General features: G+C 42.8%; 10 protein-coding genes and 1 riboswitch. Of the genes, 2 read left to right on the forward strand and 8 right to left on the reverse strand.

The genetic code is table 11. The features are described 5' to 3' along the window. The first annotated feature begins 35 nt into the window (after positions 1-35). Positions 36-1949 carry a TonB-dependent receptor plug domain-containing protein gene (locus tag M8998_RS00800; RefSeq protein WP_249990076.1) on the forward strand — a complete coding sequence of 638 codons (1914 nt, stop codon included), beginning with the start codon at positions 36-38 and terminating at the stop codon, positions 1947-1949. Position 1950: 1 nt separating this feature from the next. Here the strand turns inward: M8998_RS00800 and M8998_RS00805 are convergent, their stop codons facing one another. From M8998_RS00805 to thiD, 3 genes are all read right to left on the reverse strand, one after another. Further along, the gene (locus M8998_RS00805; protein WP_249990077.1) at positions 1951-2898 is read right to left on the reverse strand and encodes a zinc dependent phospholipase C family protein; all 948 of its coding nucleotides are present in this window, start codon (positions 2896-2898) and stop codon (positions 1951-1953) included. A gap of 63 nt (positions 2899-2961) precedes the next feature. After that, positions 2962-3621, reverse strand: a complete 660-nt coding sequence (tenA, locus tag M8998_RS00810; protein ID WP_249990078.1) for a thiaminase II — start codon at positions 3619-3621, stop codon at positions 2962-2964. After that, a complete protein-coding gene (gene thiD / locus M8998_RS00815) occupies positions 3605-4438 on the reverse strand; it encodes a bifunctional hydroxymethylpyrimidine kinase/phosphomethylpyrimidine kinase (RefSeq protein WP_249990079.1) in 834 nt (277 codons plus the stop codon). The genes tenA and thiD overlap by 17 nt, the downstream gene beginning before the upstream one ends. Positions 4439-4506: 68 nt before the next feature. Then, positions 4507-4599: riboswitch (TPP riboswitch) on the reverse strand. 282 nt (positions 4600-4881) lie between these two features. Between thiD and M8998_RS00820 the strand changes: the two genes are divergently transcribed. Then, entirely contained in the window at positions 4882-8136 is a 3255-nt protein-coding gene (locus tag M8998_RS00820; protein WP_249990080.1) for a TonB-dependent receptor, read from the forward strand. Positions 8137-8242: 106 nt separating this feature from the next. Here M8998_RS00820 and M8998_RS00825 read toward each other — a convergent pair whose 3' ends face one another. From M8998_RS00825 to M8998_RS00840, 5 genes are all read right to left on the reverse strand, one after another. Beyond that, positions 8243-10318: a heavy metal translocating P-type ATPase gene (locus tag M8998_RS00825; protein ID WP_249990081.1), complete on the reverse strand. Its 2076-nt coding sequence runs from the start codon at positions 10316-10318 to the stop codon at positions 8243-8245. Positions 10319-10399: 81 nt separating this feature from the next. Beyond that, on the reverse strand, positions 10400-11737 hold the full coding sequence (locus M8998_RS00830; protein ID WP_249990082.1) for an efflux RND transporter periplasmic adaptor subunit: 1338 nt from the start codon (positions 11735-11737) through the stop codon (positions 10400-10402). Between the two features lie 7 nt (positions 11738-11744). Continuing rightward, complete coding sequence (locus M8998_RS00835; protein ID WP_249990083.1) at positions 11745-16052, reverse strand: CusA/CzcA family heavy metal efflux RND transporter; 4308 nt, start codon at positions 16050-16052, stop codon at positions 11745-11747. A 278-nt stretch (positions 16053-16330) separates the two neighbouring features. Continuing rightward, on the reverse strand, positions 16331-16648 hold the full coding sequence (locus M8998_RS16315; RefSeq protein ID WP_502957343.1) for a DUF6660 family protein: 318 nt from the start codon (positions 16646-16648) through the stop codon (positions 16331-16333). A 76-nt stretch (positions 16649-16724) separates the two neighbouring features. Further along, on the reverse strand, positions 16725-17441 hold the full coding sequence (locus M8998_RS00840) for a hypothetical protein (protein WP_249990084.1): 717 nt from the start codon (positions 17439-17441) through the stop codon (positions 16725-16727). Positions 17442-17522 lie beyond the last annotated feature (81 nt).

Below are 17522 nucleotides of genomic sequence, written 5' to 3' on the forward strand. Positions count from 1 at the left end.
CAATATACTACATTTGCGCCAATAAAATAAAAATCATGAGTCGCAGAACTTACTTAGACGGGGCCGGTCTGGCCAAATACATAAAAAATATGCTATTAGCATTTGGCGTGTTGTCATATGCTACTACATTCGGCCAGATGGTGGATAGAGATACTTCCCAGATTTCGGAAGTAATGATCCAAGAAAATAGATTGCAGGTACCTTTCAATAAAAATAGCCGCCATATTGAGATTATTACGTATGAAGAGATTAGGCGTATGCCGGTGCGAACGATCAACGAGGTGCTTACCCATATTAACGGCGTAGATCTAAGGCAGCGAGGTCCTTTTGGTACACAGGCAGATATTGGTATTGATGGAGGAAGCTTCGAGCAAACGCTCGTATTGGTGAATGGGATCAAGATGAGTGACCCACAAACAGGACACCACAGCCTAAACCTTCCTATACCCTTGGAGGCGATCGAACGAATTGAAGTAGTGCGTGGCCCTACATCCCGTATTTATGGTATTAATGGTCTTACCGGATCTGTCAACATCGTTACCCGGAAAGCAGTATCATCCGAAATTTTTGCACAAACATACGCTGGTTCATCATTTAAATCCGTCGAGGAGGAGCCTGGCAGATCTGGCATTTATTATGGCATGGGGCATCAGCTGGGTGGACAATTTGTGCGAGAAAAACATCAGCACCAGCTGTACCTTACTACAGAAAAAAGCAATGGACAACGCTATAATACCGCATCGGAGGCTTTCAGAGCTTTTTATGAGAATAAAATACAGTTGAGTGCGCAAGATGAAATTCAAGTAATGGGTGGTTATATCGGCAATAAATTTGGCGCTAACGGTTTTTATGCAGCGCCAGGAGATGTCGAGGCAGAAGAAGTCGTGCGTACTGCTATTGCTGCGATCAGTTCACAACACGATCTCAATGACCGTCTGCGTATCAGTCCTCGGCTAAGTTACCGTAATAATAAAGACGATTACAGGTATTTCAGAAACGACCTTTCCCGCGCACGCAGTGAGCACGAGACAGATGTGTGGTCGGCCGAACTGAATGCACGCTACCATACCAATGTCGGTGATGTAGGTCTAGGAGCGGAGTCCAGGTGGGAGCGCATAGAAAGTTCCAACATTGGTAATCATAGCCGGCAGAATCATGGATACTATGCGGAGTTTAGAACGGAATATATCCAGGATGTACTGCTGAACATTGGAACCTATGTGAATTACAATTCTCAATATGGCTGGCAAGCTTTTCCGGGCATTGATGTAGCCTATAATTTCCTGCCACAATGGCGTGTTGCGGCCAATGTAGGTTCCAGCCAGCGTATCCCTTCGTTTACAGACCTGTATCTTGATCAGCGGCCCGGTAATATCGGAAATCCGGACTTACAATCTGAAAATGCCTGGCAGGCAGAAGGAAGTTTGCGGTATCAGTTGGGGAATTTTACCGCACAGGCAGGTTATTTCTATCGTAATGTGGCGCAGTTTATTGATTGGCAAAGGAATAGTATTGATGAGCCTTACCAAGCCAATAATGTGGATAACAACCGCATGCGTGGACTGCATTTTTCTTCCGATTATCGCCAGAGTTTGAGCAGTCGTTCCGAATTTAGGATCCGCCTTGGCTATACTTATCTCAATCCTAGTGTGGCTTCCACTAGTGGAGGTGTGATATCCCGTTATCAGATCGAAAATTTGAAGCATCAGGTGAATAGTACCGTATCTTATGGAGTAAATGCCTGGTCATTTTCGACTACGAATCGATTTATTGAACGCGCCTCTTCAACCGCCTATGTGATCTCAGATATTAGGGCTGCCTATGACATAGGGGCGTTTACGGTATTTGCTGATATGCAAAATCTTTGGGACGTGACTTACGTGGAGGCGGGAGCCGTACCGATGCCTGGTCGTTGGCAGACATTAGGTCTTCGATACACCAAGCGATAATTTAATGCCACTCCTGCCGACCAAGTGATTTGGTTGGAAAAATCTGCGTCGTATCGCGATCAAACGTTGCAGCGAAAGATGATCCTAGATTTTGAAGTTTCGGTTGCCCAGCATCTACCCAGGCAGAATACCAATAGGATCCGACCAGATGGATGGATGATCGGAGTCGTCGCTGCACCATGCCATTCAATGCCGTATGATAGGCCGAAGCATAATGATCGGAATAATGTAACCCAAGTACATTATTCCGCGTAATGTAGGCACGTTGCAGGTTGGCCGGGATTTTTTGGGAAAGTTCTTTTTCTACTGATAATACGGAATCTACCAACAGATAACTTTGGTTTACAACGTTCCACGCCGTCTCTAATGGATCGGATAGGTATTCGGCCTTTCCGACTAATAGATCATAGTCTCCGTAAAACATCTCAGGTAGTCGCGTTTCCCAAAAAGCGTGTATGCCAATCTGATCGGTATACTGCCCATTATAGTTTTGAGTGGTATGCAAGGGCACATGGGCATCGGCAACGTAATGACCTAAATCTGCTGCATGGCGGATAATACGTGATACATCTTTGGCGGAGAAGGCGGCTACAAGATTACGGTATGTAAGATCAATCTGCCAGGGCACAATGCCACGCGCCTTGAGCAATCGTTCCTGGTATTTTTCTTTCGCTTGAGACCAATGGATAGGAATAGAGTCGGGTAGTTCTTCGTAGCGATCCACATCTATATAATGGCGAACCGCTTCTGCTGAATCGACGTACCGGCGTTTGTCTGCATCAATGGCCCGCTCGGTAATTTCTCTAATATGCAATTTGAAGAATCCGGAAAGCTCTGTTGGCAGGGTGAATACAGCAGTATTATTAATCAGTTTGTGTGCAAAGAATCCCCAAGAACTACATAAAATGCAGACCAGTATTCCCCACAATAAAAGCCCATATTTAATCATATTAAACGTAAATATCGTTTAATATTTCTTTTAAAGATAATTATTTATTATAATAATGGATGATTACTTTTTCCAACGTGTCAATTGATACGCTGCATCCCAGAATTGATATTCAAGCTGCGAGGATTTTTCAAACGCTTCCCACATTTCATCGCGAATTTCTGCGGTGGTGTTATTGGCCATGTTATCTGCATAAGCAATGGCTTTATGAACGCCTTCAGCAAATTCTTCTCCGCTATAGGTATCAATCCAAGCATGATACCGATTATCTTTTTGGGAGTTTTTGTAAATGTGGTCGCCCACAACCTTATAAATCCAAAAGCAGGGCAGGACGGCGGCTACGGCTACTTCTAGCGGAGCAAATGCAGCCGTACTTTTTAGAAAATGAATGTAATGGTGACATACGGGCTGCACTTCGCTATCTGCATGGGTATCTACCACATTAAATTGTGTAAAATAGGTTTCATGCAATGCCTTTTCAACAATTAACGCATTTTTTGCAAAGTCAAAAAAGTCAATGGCTTGCTCATTATCAGATGTTTTGCTACCTATATATGCGAGTACGCGACCAAACTGTTCCAGATAACGCGCATCCTGTTGCATGTAAAATTGAAACTTTTCTAAGGCCAAATTTCCATGCTGCAATTCTTGAATGAATGGCATGTTAATAATCTGTTCGTAGATTGGTTCGATACTGGTCCAGGCTTTATTGCTCCAACTCATAAATATGTAATTTTTTTGGATTATGAAAATGATTAAGGGGTCCAGATCCTTCGCCTATTCGCAAATCTTTGCTAGAAAGCAATGCCTGATACACGTAGTCCAGCGCTTTAGGAACTGCAGCATCCAATGCATCTCCCATGGCTAAAAATGTGGCTATAGCGCTGGAGAGTGTACAACCGGATCCATGGGTGTTTCGGGTATCTATACGCAAGGATTGGTATGCCTGTACAGCTTTGTTTTTCTGTAAAAGAAGGCTAGTCAATTGCGAGCTCGCTAGATGGCCGCCCTTTGCCAATACAGCCTGCGAACCGTTACCAATCAGTTGCGCTGCAGCGACCTCCATCTCGGAAACGGTTTGAATATTTTTGTTTACTAAGACGCCCAGTTCATCCAAATTGGGTGTAATGATAGTAGCTCGGGGAAATAATAGGGCAGCACAGGCCGCTATCGTATCTTCTTGTATCAGCTGATGGCCACTAGTGGATACCATGACGGGATCGTATACAACCGGACCATCGTAATGGATTAATTCTGTATGAATACAATGGACCAATTCTACGGAATGCACCATACCAATCTTGATGGCATCGGGATAGATATCCTCAAAAATAGCTTTCAATTGATCTTTGACTGCCTGAGTAGGAATGTCATATATATTTCGAACGCCTTGTGTGTTCTGCACTGGTAATGCAGTGAGCACATTCATGGCATAGCCGCCTAAAGCAGAAATAGTTTTGGTATCGGCTTGTATGCCAGCACCACCACTTCCATCAAATCCGGCAATACTTAATACGGTGGGGACTTTATATTTTTCCATGTTTTTAATCCGAAGTCAAAAAAATAAGTGAAACGGGGTACCATGGAAAATGGAAGCAAATCAAAGAGGATCTGTTACACGCTTTTCCCTACGCCGGTATGAGCCGAATCAGGTTCGAAGGGACTGTCTCAATTCTTAAAAGAATACCCCTAAAGCCATTCAAATATATCAAAATTTAACTCAATCACTGCATGCTTAGGCGAATAATAAAACTTTGGGTTATCCTTAAGCTATGACCAATGATATAAGGAGAATCTGTATTACAAGGTGCTAATTTTGAATAATAGAGTTGCATAATAGTTTGATATTAGTCAATAAAAAATGCGATTTATAGATATTTCTTTAATTTTATTTATTTTTCTTTAAAATAAAACTTTAAAAGTTAATTAACATTGAGGTAATATGTTTGTGCGATATTTGAATACCAACACAAATTATTTAGTATGAGGTATTATCTGGTTAGTATATTAATTTTTTTAGGCCTTATCTCTTCCGGTCAAGCTCAGATCACCAGTTCAACCATTTCTGGGAGAGCGACAGATCAAAATGGAAATTCTATGGCGGGTGTCAGCATTCTGGTAAGGAATGATGGAACCGGATCGAGCTATACCTCCACAACGAATGCGGACGGCCGGTATACTATTGCCAATCTCAATCCTGGAGGCCCCTACACGCTACAAGCCACATTTATAGGTTTTTCGACAGATGTAATTGCCCATGCCAATTTAAGTTTAGGTCTGTCAAATTACCATTTTGTACTACAGGAAGAATCTGCTGTGATCGATGATGTAGTGGTATATGGTCGAGCCAATCAGAATATTAGAGGCGGTACACGAATAAATGAGAAACAGATCAAGGTGATGCCATCCATCAGCCGTAGTTTACAAGATTTCACACGTACGACCCCGCAAAGTTCAAATAACTCGTTTATGGGTACCAATTTTAGGTATAATAATGTCACATTAGATGGAGCTATTAATAATGATGCGATTGGTTTCAGTCCGTCGCTAGGAGGGCAGGGCAATACCTCTGGCCAACCAGGAAGCAGCACGCGGACAAATCCTGTTTCGCTGGATGCAATACAAGATATTCAAGTTTATTTAGCGCCTTTCGACGTAAAGATTGGAAATTTTTTAGGTGGAAGTATCAACGCAGTGACGCGGAGCGGTAGCAATGAGGTTACCGGATCTGTATACGTTTTTGGAAGAAATGCCACTATCACAGGAAGAAATCGAGCAGGTGATGACTCCAGATTACCTTCTTCTTTTTACGAATATCAGACTGGCTTTCGATTAGGTTTCCCGATTATAAAGAACAAATTATTCTTCTTTACTAATCAAGAGATCACCCGCAGGCAGGATCCTGTGATTTTGGCAGCTGGTTCAGCAGATATGCCGATTATCAACTTAGAACAAGCAAGACAAATTACCGATTATATGGCCTCTAGGTATAATCTAGATGCTGGAGAATATGGAGATTACAATACCTTTTCTCGGTCCAACAAGTTCTTTAACCGGGTAGACTGGATCATCAACGACAAGCATAATTTGTCGGTGCGCAACAATACGATCTTCTCGCAAGCCACCAACTTGGAGCGCGATCAGCAAAACTTCCGTTTTGGAAGTATCGATTTCCGCCAGGTGAATAATCAAAATTCCACGGTGGCAGAGTTGAAAAGCCATTTTAATAGCACGATGTCTAATAGTTTTTTGCTTGGCTATTCTAGCATTCATGATTACAGAAGTCCGTCTTCTGATGCTGCTTTGCCACAAATTGAAATATCTTCTGCTGGCGGTACGATCTTTTTGGGTACGGATAGAGAGGCCAGTATTTTTGATTTGAAACAGCGTACTTTTGAATTAACGAACAATTTTACTTGGATCAAAGACAATCATCATTTTACCTTTGGTACGCATAATGAGTTTTACAATATCAATTATGGCTTTGTGAATTCATGGAATGGACGTGTAAATTACGGGAGCGTCGATGATTTTTTAAACAATCGTCCTGATCGTGTCCGAACTAATTTCAATTACCTAGACAATACCAGAGATAATATCATCGATAATCCGCCAGCTCAGTTTCGCGTTAATCTATATAGCCTTTATGCACAAGATGATATACAGATCGGTCAACGCCTACACCTATCTCCAGGTATACGTTTTGATATGGCACAAATGCCAGACAAACCTAGCCTAAGTCCAAAAACAACCGAATCTCCGATCGATCCGCAATATGGCACTACATTTACCTATACACAACCGAGTGCTATTCGCAATCAATTCCTTGGTCAGGTGCAGGTATCGCCACGTTTAGGGTTTAATTACGATGTACTGGGCAATCAGCAATTAGTCATGCGCGGGGGTACAGGTGTTTTTACCGGAAGAATCCCATTTGCTTGGCTAGGGTACGCTTATTATAACAATGGGGATAGCTACGGCGCATTTGATAGAAGATATACGTATTCCGGCAATAATATTGTAACGCCAGTTACTGGTTCTGATCCAATTCGTGACGCCATGACAGGAGTGGGGGCAGCGGGATTTGTCCAGAATCAAGGAGTGAACCCTAACGATGTGACGGGTGCTACGCAAGTGGATTTGATTGATAACAATTTCAAGATGCCACAAGCCTGGAGAAGTCATCTGGCCTTCGACTACTTAACAGAAGATCGTTGGAAGTTTACATTAGAAGGTATTTATACTAGGGTGATCAGCGATTTGCAATTCACGTACGTCAATCTGCGGGATAATCCTATTTATTTACCCTACGATACAGACCGACAGCAACCTATTTACCGTCCGGTAGACGGTTCGCAGGCCATCAATCCATTGTATACTAATGCTTATTTATTGTCCAATACAAACCAAGGATATCGGTATAGCTTAACAGGGCAGGTTTCTAAAAGCTTTACACATGGCTTGGATATCATGACAGCCTACACGTACGGACAGTCCAAAGACAATACCAATGGTATCCGTAATTCTATGGAATCTAACTGGCAGTTTAATCAATCTCTTAATCCAAATAATCCGACGCTGGCTTATTCCAATTTCGATGTTCGCCACCGCATCGTGAGTACGTTGAATTATAGGACAGATTGGAATGGTGCTGGAAAGATGCTGTCTAACTTTTCCTTGTTTTTCAATGCACAATCTGGATTGCCGTACATACTAGGATTTGTGAATCGGACGATCAATGGAACTGCTCAAAACATTGGCTTGGCTTACATTCCCTCTATTGATGAGACCAGAATGTTCTTTGCACAGACAGACGAGGGCAGAGCGCAATCCGCCGCATTCGATGCTTATATAAATGGCGATAGCTACCTAAGCGGCAGACGGGGGAGGTTTACAGAACGGAACGGCGCGCGTACGCCATGGAACTATCAAGCAGATTTTAGATTCTCGCAAGACTTCAATATTATGCGCGAAGGCAAGCGTACACAAACCATCACATTCACGTACGATATCATCAACGTGACAAACCTATTGTCTAGAAATTGGGGTATCCAATATTTTTCGCCCAATACGTTTAACTCCACCTCGAGCGTAGGACTTACTCCTGTTGCAGGACAGGTAGGGTCTGCGACAGCTTATCCTTTATATACATTTAACGAAAGCAACGTGACTGATTATTCCATAGATTTCTTCGCATCACGTTGGCAAATGCAATTCGGGTTGCGATACAGTTTTTAAGAACCAACCATCTTAAATGTGAATGGATCTTTAGAATACAGGTTGAAAACACGAGCGATCTATTCTTACTCGAAAAATGATCGCTCGCCTCCGACTATGCCGCACTTTAAACCTTTCTCTGCGATGGCTTGTTGAAATTGCTCCGCTGAATACGGATCGCGTTGAGGATAGCGATCAGAGAGACGCCTACATCCGCAAATACGGCTTCCCACATGGTCGCTAAACCTCCTGCGCCTAAAATAAGCACGATTGCTTTTACCACAAATGCTAAGGTGATATTTTGCCAAACGATGCTTTTTGTTTTCTGGCCGATGCGAATGGCCATCGGGATTTTTAAAGGATTATCATCCTGAATAACCACATCGGCCGTCTCGATAGTCGCATCACTTCCAAGTCCGCCCATCGCAATGCCCACATCACTCAACGCTACTACAGGCGCATCATTCACGCCGTCCCCCACAAAGGCTACTGATTCTTTTTTCGCCTTTATTTCATTTACCTTATTCACTTTATCTTCTGGTAATAGATCTCCATAGGCCTGATCGATACGCAATTTTTTGGCCACATATTGCACCACAGTATTTTTATCCCCACTGAGCATCGTCGTGCGAACATGTAAGTTGCTAAGCTGATTGATGGTTTCCCATGCAGTAGTTTTTATGGTATCCGCGATGGTTATATATCCTACAAATTGTTTTCCATAAGCTACCGCAATGACGGTGTAGATAATGGAAGAAACATCGACTTTATGATCAATAGCAAAGTTGTCCATGAGTTTAAAATTACCCACTAGCAGTTCTTTCCCATCCACCATGGCTCTTAGTCCCTGACCCGCGATCTCTTCTGCATCCTGCAGTACGATAGAGCGGTCTACGTCTCCTACGTGTTTATGAATAGCAGTAGCGACCGGGTGTGTACTCATACTCTCGATCGCATTTACCAAGGCGAGGATATGCTTTTCATCAAAAGCCGGGTCAAATTTGATCTCTTGTACATTAAATACACCTTCTGTCATCGTGCCGGTCTTATCCATCACCACGTGTTGTACATTGGCCATAGCATCTAAAAAATTACTGCCTTTGAAAAGAATGCCATTTCGGCTGGCTGCTCCAATGCCGCCGAAGTAGCCTAAGGGTATGGATATGACCAAGGCACATGGACAGGATATCACCAAGAAAACAAGGGCACGGTATAGCCAGGTATCAAACTCATAATGCTGCACCAAAAGATAAGGGACTAAAACGATGGCTATGGCAAGTAACACTACGATGGGCGTATACACTTTAGCAAATTTTCGAATAAATAATTCTGTTGGCGCTTTCTGTGTAGTGGCATTTTGTACCAATTCCAAAATTTTACTGAGTTTACTGTCTTTGTAGGCAGCAGTAACGCGTACTCGACTAGTTGTATTCAGATTGATCATCCCGGCTAGTACAAAGTCGCCTTTTGTCTTGGAATCCGGCTTACTTTCGCCGGTTAGTGCTGCGGTGTTGAAAGCCGCCCGCTCGGACACCAGTTCTCCATCTAATCCCAGTTTTTCTCCGGGCTTAAGTTGTATGACATCGCCTATCTGTGCATTTTCTGCTTTCACTAATTTTGGTGTGTTTCCCTCTAGCAGCGTTACTTCGTCTGGTCGTTGATCCAATAAAGCTTTTATATTGCTTTTTGCACGCGAAACTGCTAAAGTCTGAAATACTTCACCGATGGCATAAAATAACATCACGACCACACCTTCTGGATATTCACCAATATAAAATGCCCCGAGCGTAGCTATACTCATCAGGAAAAACTCTGAAAACACTTCTCCTTTTATGATACTTTGCAAGGCATCGCGCATCACCGAAAGCCCAACGATTAAGTAAGCTACTACATACCAGATTAATCGTGGTGCACCTGTAAACCAGTCTAATTGTATCCAATTGTCAAAACCGATGGCCAATAACAATAAGGTAAGTGATGCTATGGGTGCTAGAAATAGCAACCAGGTCGCTTTCTCGCTATGGGTATGATCATGTCCATCATCATGATGTTGTATCACGACTTCCTGCTCCATTCCAGCATGTTTCTCCAAAGGCGATTCGGGTAGCAATAGATTTTCTGCACCTGCGTTGCTATACACTTTCTGTGTTTGATTGCAGCAAATCCTTTCTCCTTTATCGTTATAAATATGTTCGTGTTTCATGGTGATGATTTTAGTAAATCTGATTTTTATCGATCATGTCGTCTATCAAATAAAGGCTATTTTATCTATAAAACGTCATAATTAGTGGGCGTGTCCTGCTTCGCCTGTGTCATTTAGTTTAGCATTAATAAAAAATCCTCCACTGACGACGATTTTCGCATTTTTCGGAAGGCTTTTCACGGACGTAATTCCTGTATATCCCAGATAGGAGACTCCTTTGACTATTTCGATCCGCTCAAAATGTACTGTATCCGTCTTTTGTTTTGTGTTTTCTTTTTCGTGATCATGTGCTTCACCGGCTACATGTACGTGTGGTTCTTCTTCGCTTTTTTGTTTATCCTCATGGTTATCGCCGTCTGTGTGTACATGTACTGCTGATTCTTCATCATCAGTTTGGACAAATAAGTATGATCTTCCCTCTGACTCCACGATCGCGGAGTTGGGCACGGCTAGCGTTGCTACATCGGCGATGCTCAATGCCGCTGTCACATTCATACCATCAATAAGGCCGGTCTTGTTACCTTGTATGGTACTATGAACTGCGATCGTTTTACTTTCATTTTGAAAGGACGACCCAACATTGAATACTTTTGCTTGATAGGAGGTCGTAGGATTATTGGTAAGAACGAAGTTAATCACCTGGCCAATCTTGATCTTTGGTAAATCTTTCTCAAAAACCTGCAGATCGAGGTGAAGCTGACTATTATCCAATACTTCTGCTATGGCAGACGATACGTCTACGTAACTACCCACTTTAGCATAAACCTGACTGATCACACCATTCACTGGACTCGTTACCTGTAACAAATTTTGTAGGTTGGCATCGCTCACCCTATCTGGATTTATTCCCATCATCTGGATTTGCTGGCGCAAGGATGCTCGACGAGTGCGCAATGTCGCTAATTCTGCCGTAGCGTTTTGCAGGTTACGTTTTGCCCCTGCATTTCCCTCGTTAAGCTCCTGTTGTCGGCTAAGTTCTTGTTCCGCTTGCATAATACGGCTCGCTGTGGTTATGTATTCCTCTTGGAACTGCACAAATTGAGGGTTTTCAATGGTAGCCACAACCTGACCTTTGCTAACCCGCTGTCCCAATTCGACACGTAAGCTTTTGATCACACCGCCATACAAGGAAGTAATATCGGCTTTGTTTTGATTTGGCACACGGAGTACGCCATTCACCGTGATGTTGGCCGTCAGGTTTTTTGTTTCCAAATCGCCTAGTTTAATGCCTACAGCATTCATTTGAGCTTGGCTTAGCGCCACAATCGATGACTCTCCATGATGATCATCATCGTGATCATCTCCATTTTCTGCTTTTACTGCTGCTTTATTAGTCGTGTTTGAGCTGCAGGCATTCAGGCTTATAGCGGTTAGTATAAACCCAAACACAAACAGCGTCTTAGTGATATATCGTTTCATAATCGTACTATTTATTGATGAGGTAATAAACTTGAATCACAGCTTCATTTACTTGCTGGATACTCTTTAAGTAATTAAGTTTTACATCCGTCGCAGTCTGTAAGGAGAATAGGTATTCCATGTAGGTAATATCTCCGGTTCTATAACTCAGTTGTGCGGCAGTTATGATTTCTTCCGAATTGGGTAATGCTTGATCCCTAAAGTATTGATATTGATAGAGGCTTTGTTCGTATTGTCTGACGGTATTGGTGTGATCGGTCTGCAATTGTTGCTGCTGCCACGCTGCGGCGGTTACTGCAGCTTGCTTTTGAAAATCAAGCGATTTAATGCGCGCCTTAGTAGCCCCGAATGTAAGTGGAATAGATATGCCGACATCGACAAATTGAAAACGCTGCCCACGGTCATAAAATTGTTCTATTCCATTTCTGCTGAGGTTACCTATCAAAGAGATATTACTATAGCCCAGTGTGAAATCTGGAAGTCCAGTCGCTCTTTCTACCTTTTTATCCATTTCGGCTATTTTCGCCTGTTGATATAGCGCTTGCACTTGTGGATTGGTCGATACATCGTTACTATCGATGACATTTAGAATGCTCAAAGGTTGGTAATTGCCCGCTGTTACAATTTCAAAATCTCCTGTATTACCCAAGAGGTTCTGTAAGCTCTGATACGCATTTTTACGTGCGGTATTGTTCTGCATAAGCATCACCATTATTTCCCCGCGTTTTGTTTCAGCAGTGCTGATGTCAACTTTAGGCGTGTCGCCTGTACGATACCTCAGCTCAGCCACCTTAATGAAATCTTGATATATGCTATCCAATGATTTCAAGGTGATGGCATTGTTGTCGTAATAGGCTATCTGATAGTAATAGGTACGTACCTGTCTTTTTAGTTCATTGATCGAAATGGCTCTTGCCGATATCGATGCGTCTACCCGTGCATTTGCCGCATCACGTTTTGCACCGAAGAGAGATGGAAACGGGATGTTTTGACTAATTGAGATTCCGTCATTATATTCAAATCCTTCATTTTGCCCATATTGGAAATTGACCGCAGTTTTCGGTAATTCACCCGTCGTTTTGCGTAAGCTTTCCGCAGCGCGAACAGCTAAGCTTCTGGATTGTACATCCAAATTGGCAGATACCGCACGACTAATGGCATCATCAACTGTTAATTTCTCTTGTGCCTGTGCGGCATTAATGCCCAAGGTAAATAATAGGAGTAGTCCAGCTAGCGTTGTTACGGCTTTATTTCTGCGCCCAAATCTAAAGTTCGAGTAGAAAATGACGTACAATAGCGGAAGTACAAACAGGGTTAAAAACGTAGCGGTTATTAATCCTCCTATTACTACGGTAGCCAAAGGTTTTTGTACTTCGGCTCCAGCGCTGGTGCTAATCGCCATAGGAAGGAAACCTAAAGAGGCCACAGCAGCAGTCATCAACACCGGGCGTAAACGGATTCGTGTACCTTCCTTCACGCGTTCAAAAATATTGTTCATGCCTTCTTTTTCCAATTGATTAAACTTACCGATCAATACAATACCATTAAGTACCGCTACGCCGAAAAGAGCAATGAAACCTATGCTGGCACTGATACTGAATGACATATCGCGTAGGAGCAAAGCTACTATACCACCGATGGCGCTCATTGGTATTGCGGTGAAAATTAAAATGGCCTGCTTGAAGGAATGAAAAGTGAAATAAAGCAACATGAAAATTAATAGTAAAGAAACCGGCACCGCGATCATGAGTCGATCACTCGCTTTTTGTAGATTTTCAAACTGTCCACCATAGGTAAAATAATATCCTGTAGGCAGTTGTACTTCCGTAGATAATTTTTGTTGAATATCTTCTACTACACTCTGTACGTCACGCCCAGCGACGTTGAAGCCGATGACGATCCGGCGTTTCCCTTCTTCCCGGCTGATCTGGGCAGGGCCTAATTTGTTGGTAATCTGCGCTACTTGATACAGGGGAATCTGGTTACCTTGTGGTGTCGGAATCATCAGGTTGCTGACATCATCTATACTGGTGCGGTACGCCGTACCTAAGCGTACGACCAAATCGAATCGCCTTTCATTTTCATAAACAACACCGGCACTCTTTCCGGCAAATGCTGTGCTGACGATATCATTGACCAGTTGAACCGTGAGTCCGTAATTGGCCATTCTGGTGCGATCGTACTCGATGTTGATTTCTGGAAGACCGCTCACTTGCTCTACTTGAGGAGACGTGGTGCCTTGTACAGATTGCACGATCTGGTTTACCCGTTCGGCATAAATGGCTAGACTATCCATGTCTTCTCCGAAGATCTTGACCGCTACATCCTGTCGAATACCTGTCATTAATTCATTGAATCGCATTTGAATCGGTTGGTTTTTCTCAAAAAATACACCTGGTATTACTTCTAGTTTTTCCATAATGGCCTCGCCGAGCTCGTCATACGATCTGCCGGATGTCCATTCGTCAATTGGTTTGAGTACCACCATGAGGTCGGTTGCCTCTGGTGGCATGGGATCGGTAGGTACTTCTGCTGCACCCGTCTTTCCAACCACCATATCTACTTCATCAAATTCCCGAATAATTCTTGAGGCCTGCATGGACGTTTCTATACTCTGACTGAGTGAGCTCCCTTGTGGCAGGATACAATGAAAAGCAAAATCCCCTTCTTGCAGCTGAGGCATGAATTCTGCGCCCATACGGCTAAAAAGAAAGATGCTGAAGGCGAAAAGGGCGACGGTAGCAATAACAATCACGTACTTGATACGTATTGCTTTCTGCAATAATGGGGCGTAGAAAGCATGTAGCTTCTCCATAAATCGGTCGCTCCAGGTTTTTTTGCCTGTCCATTGTTTAGGTAGGAATAGCGCGCACATCATTGGGATATAGGTAAGTGATAATAGGAGTGCTCCAAAGATGGCAAAACCAACAGTCTGAGCCATTGGGGTAAACATTTTGCCTTCTACACCTACCAATGTTAGAATAGGAATGTAGACGATTAGGATGATGATTTCACCAAAAGCGGCCTGTGTACGTATTTTGGCTGCCGAATTAAAGACTTCATCGTCCATTTCGGATTGTGTCATTTTTTGAGTTGATTTTCTCAACCCCAAATGGTGAAGTGTGGCCTCCACCACGATAACGGCACCGTCAACGATCAAACCAAAATCTATAGCTCCGAGGCTCATCAGATTCGCGCTCACGTCGAAGACATTCATCATGCCTAAAGCAAATAGTAGTGCAAGTGGGATAGCAGAGGCAACGATCAGGCCTGCCCGTAGATTGCCCAAAAAAATAACCAACACAAAGATTACGATTAAGGCTCCTTCTATAAGATTTTTTTGAACGGTTTGCATCGCTCTTCCTACTAAATCCGTCCGATCGAGATACGCTTCGATCACTACATCATCTGGTAGGGAGTTCTGTATGGTGGGTAGCTTTTCTTTAATACGGTTGACGACATTGTTGCTGTTTTCGCCTTTTAACATCATCACTACACCACCTACCGCATCGACCTCCCCATTGAAGGTGAGGGCGCCATAGCGAACAGCACTACCAAAACCAACCTGGGCTACGTCTTTAATCAATATAGGGACAGTACCATCTGTTTTGACCGGAATATTTTCAATATCTTCCAGTGTAGTGATCAAGCCAATGCCTCGAATAAAATAAGCATTGGGCTTTTTATCAATATAGGCACCACCTGTGTTTTGATTATTGCTTTCCAAAGCGGAAAAAACCTCGGGTATGGTGACACCCATGGCACGAAGCCGATCAGTATTTACGGATACTTCGTACTGCTTTAATTCTCCACCGAAACTATTGACTTCCGCAATGCCTGGCGTGCCGTACAACTGTCTGGCTACGATCCAATCCTGCATCGTGCGCAGATCTTTCGCAGAATATTTATTTTCACTCCCTTTTTTAGGGTGTATAATGTATTGGTATACTTCGCCAAGACCTGTACTTACGGGAGCCATCTCTGGTGTTCCGATTCCGGCAGGGATGTTTTCCAAGGCCTCTTTCATCCGCTCGTTAATGAGCTGTCGGGCAAAATAGATATCGACTTCTTCTTTAAAAACGACAGTGATCACGGAAAGCCCAAAACGAGATATACTCCTTATCTCTTCAATATCTGGTACATTGGCGATGCTTTGTTCGATGGGAAAAGTAACCAGTTGCTCCACTTCCTGACCAGCAAGCGTCGGACATGAAGTGAAAATCTGTACCTGATTATTAGTAATGTCTGGTACCGCATCAATGGGGAGTTTAGTGGCGCTCCACATTCCCCAAATAATAAGAACTAGGGTCATCATTCCGATGATGATCTTATTCTTAATACTAAATCTTATAATACTATCTAACACGATCTGTTTATTTTATGAATGAAATAGTTTGGCTATGTCCAGATCATTCCCAACGACATGAAAACCAGAAGTATCAGAAAATACTAGTCAGGTTACGCCATGGGGATAAAAAGATGCTGAAAAGGAGTATATATCGACATACTGTCGCCAATTAAGGCGCCATGCGATAGGTAACATCCTAGCTTATCCGTAACTGAGCGGACATAGCACGTAAGAAGAATGGAAGATTAGTATTTTGGCGGTTGCCAAATAGAAGACAAGAAATTATCGATCATCAGAAGATCCTTGATGATAGTTTTATCTGTTCTGTAAGAGAAAAATGGGGTTGATAATTCTAAATAGTAGTTTTGGGGACTCTCAATCGATATTCCACAACAAGTACATATACAAAATGGAGAGCAGGCGTCTGTGGTATGATCCGCATGATCATGAGAGGGAGCAGGTGATGCCACATCTGTACGGTTAGAGAGGGCTGCTGCATCACTACACGGAACGGCAAAGAGCGCCGTTAAGTAGGTGAGGAGTATTAGCGTTATCCATCTCATAGTAAAGCAAATATAAGAATAAATAAACCTTTCGCTTCAGTTTTCTCCTTTAAACCAAGTAAAATTCTGAAAATTTTTAAAGGTAGTCTACATTCGAAGAAATGCATTGTAATTTTTGATCTTGCTGTGAATAGGACAGTATGAATGTTTTGCTGTAATTTAAGCCAAACTCATCTTGATACCAGAATTTAATCTTATACGAGGCAATGATCGGTAGCTCCGCTTCTTGTAAAGGCTCCTGCTTCGAAGGAATAGTGTCTGAAAGTGAATCTAGTATATTCTCTGATACGGTCACCGTTAGCATGCTGCCTTCCTCCAAGTTAGCGGCAGCAGAGGTATAACCGCCCGGAGTTCTTTTAATCGAATAAGGCTGGGAAAGGCTATGGTTCAGGTCAGATTCTACCCGAAGATTCCATGCATTCTTCTTCGTGATTTTAAAAGATGGTTTTAGAAAATAACGGGACTCCTCTTGTGCGGGTAAGCTTTCTGCTACGAAACTAATATCGGCATGATGTTGTGATCTGATGTGATAAGCATACAGCTTACTGAGGCTGGTTTGCTCGCGTTGTACTGTTAACTGGCTTTGTAGTATTTTGTATCCATAAATCGCGGTTACAAGCAATACCAGATAAATCATCCAACTACTAATTGTACCATGGAATGCCGGATTAAATCCATGTTCTTGGAGTAGAATCATGGCAGGCTGTTGAATTATTAGTCCAATCGCAACCGATAATACCAGGACAAAAAGGATAATCCTTCCGGCAGAATATGATTTCTTATTACTACGCATCTTTGACCTGTTATTCGCTATAAAAAGTGACGATGAGCGAATATAAACAAATTTATGTAGACCAATAGATCGCTTTATAAA

Origin of the sequence: Sphingobacterium sp. lm-10 (assembly GCF_023554555.1) — a bacterium.
Taxonomy (GTDB): Bacteria; Bacteroidota; Bacteroidia; order Sphingobacteriales; family Sphingobacteriaceae; genus Sphingobacterium.

Bases quoted from the DNA above. Each gene is read 5' to 3' on its own strand.
- tenA (WP_249990078.1), bottom strand. From the start codon at position 3,621: ATGAGTTGGAGCAATAAAGCCTGGACCAGTATCGAACCAATCTACGAA.
- M8998_RS00800 (WP_249990076.1), top strand. From the start codon at position 36: ATGAGTCGCAGAACTTACTTAGACGGGGCCGGTCTGGCCAAATACATA.
- M8998_RS00835 (WP_249990083.1), bottom strand. From the start codon at position 16,052: ATGATGACCCTAGTTCTTATTATTTGGGGAATGTGGAGCGCCACTAAA.
- thiD (WP_249990079.1), bottom strand. From the start codon at position 4,438: ATGGAAAAATATAAAGTCCCCACCGTATTAAGTATTGCCGGATTTGAT.
- M8998_RS00840 (WP_249990084.1), bottom strand. From the start codon at position 17,441: ATGCGTAGTAATAAGAAATCATATTCTGCCGGAAGGATTATCCTTTTT.
- M8998_RS00825 (WP_249990081.1), bottom strand. From the start codon at position 10,318: ATGAAACACGAACATATTTATAACGATAAAGGAGAAAGGATTTGCTGC.
- M8998_RS00805 (WP_249990077.1), bottom strand. From the start codon at position 2,898: ATGATTAAATATGGGCTTTTATTGTGGGGAATACTGGTCTGCATTTTA.
- M8998_RS16315 (WP_502957343.1), bottom strand. From the start codon at position 16,648: ATGAGATGGATAACGCTAATACTCCTCACCTACTTAACGGCGCTCTTT.
- M8998_RS00830 (WP_249990082.1), bottom strand. From the start codon at position 11,737: ATGAAACGATATATCACTAAGACGCTGTTTGTGTTTGGGTTTATACTA.
- M8998_RS00820 (WP_249990080.1), top strand. From the start codon at position 4,882: ATGAGGTATTATCTGGTTAGTATATTAATTTTTTTAGGCCTTATCTCT.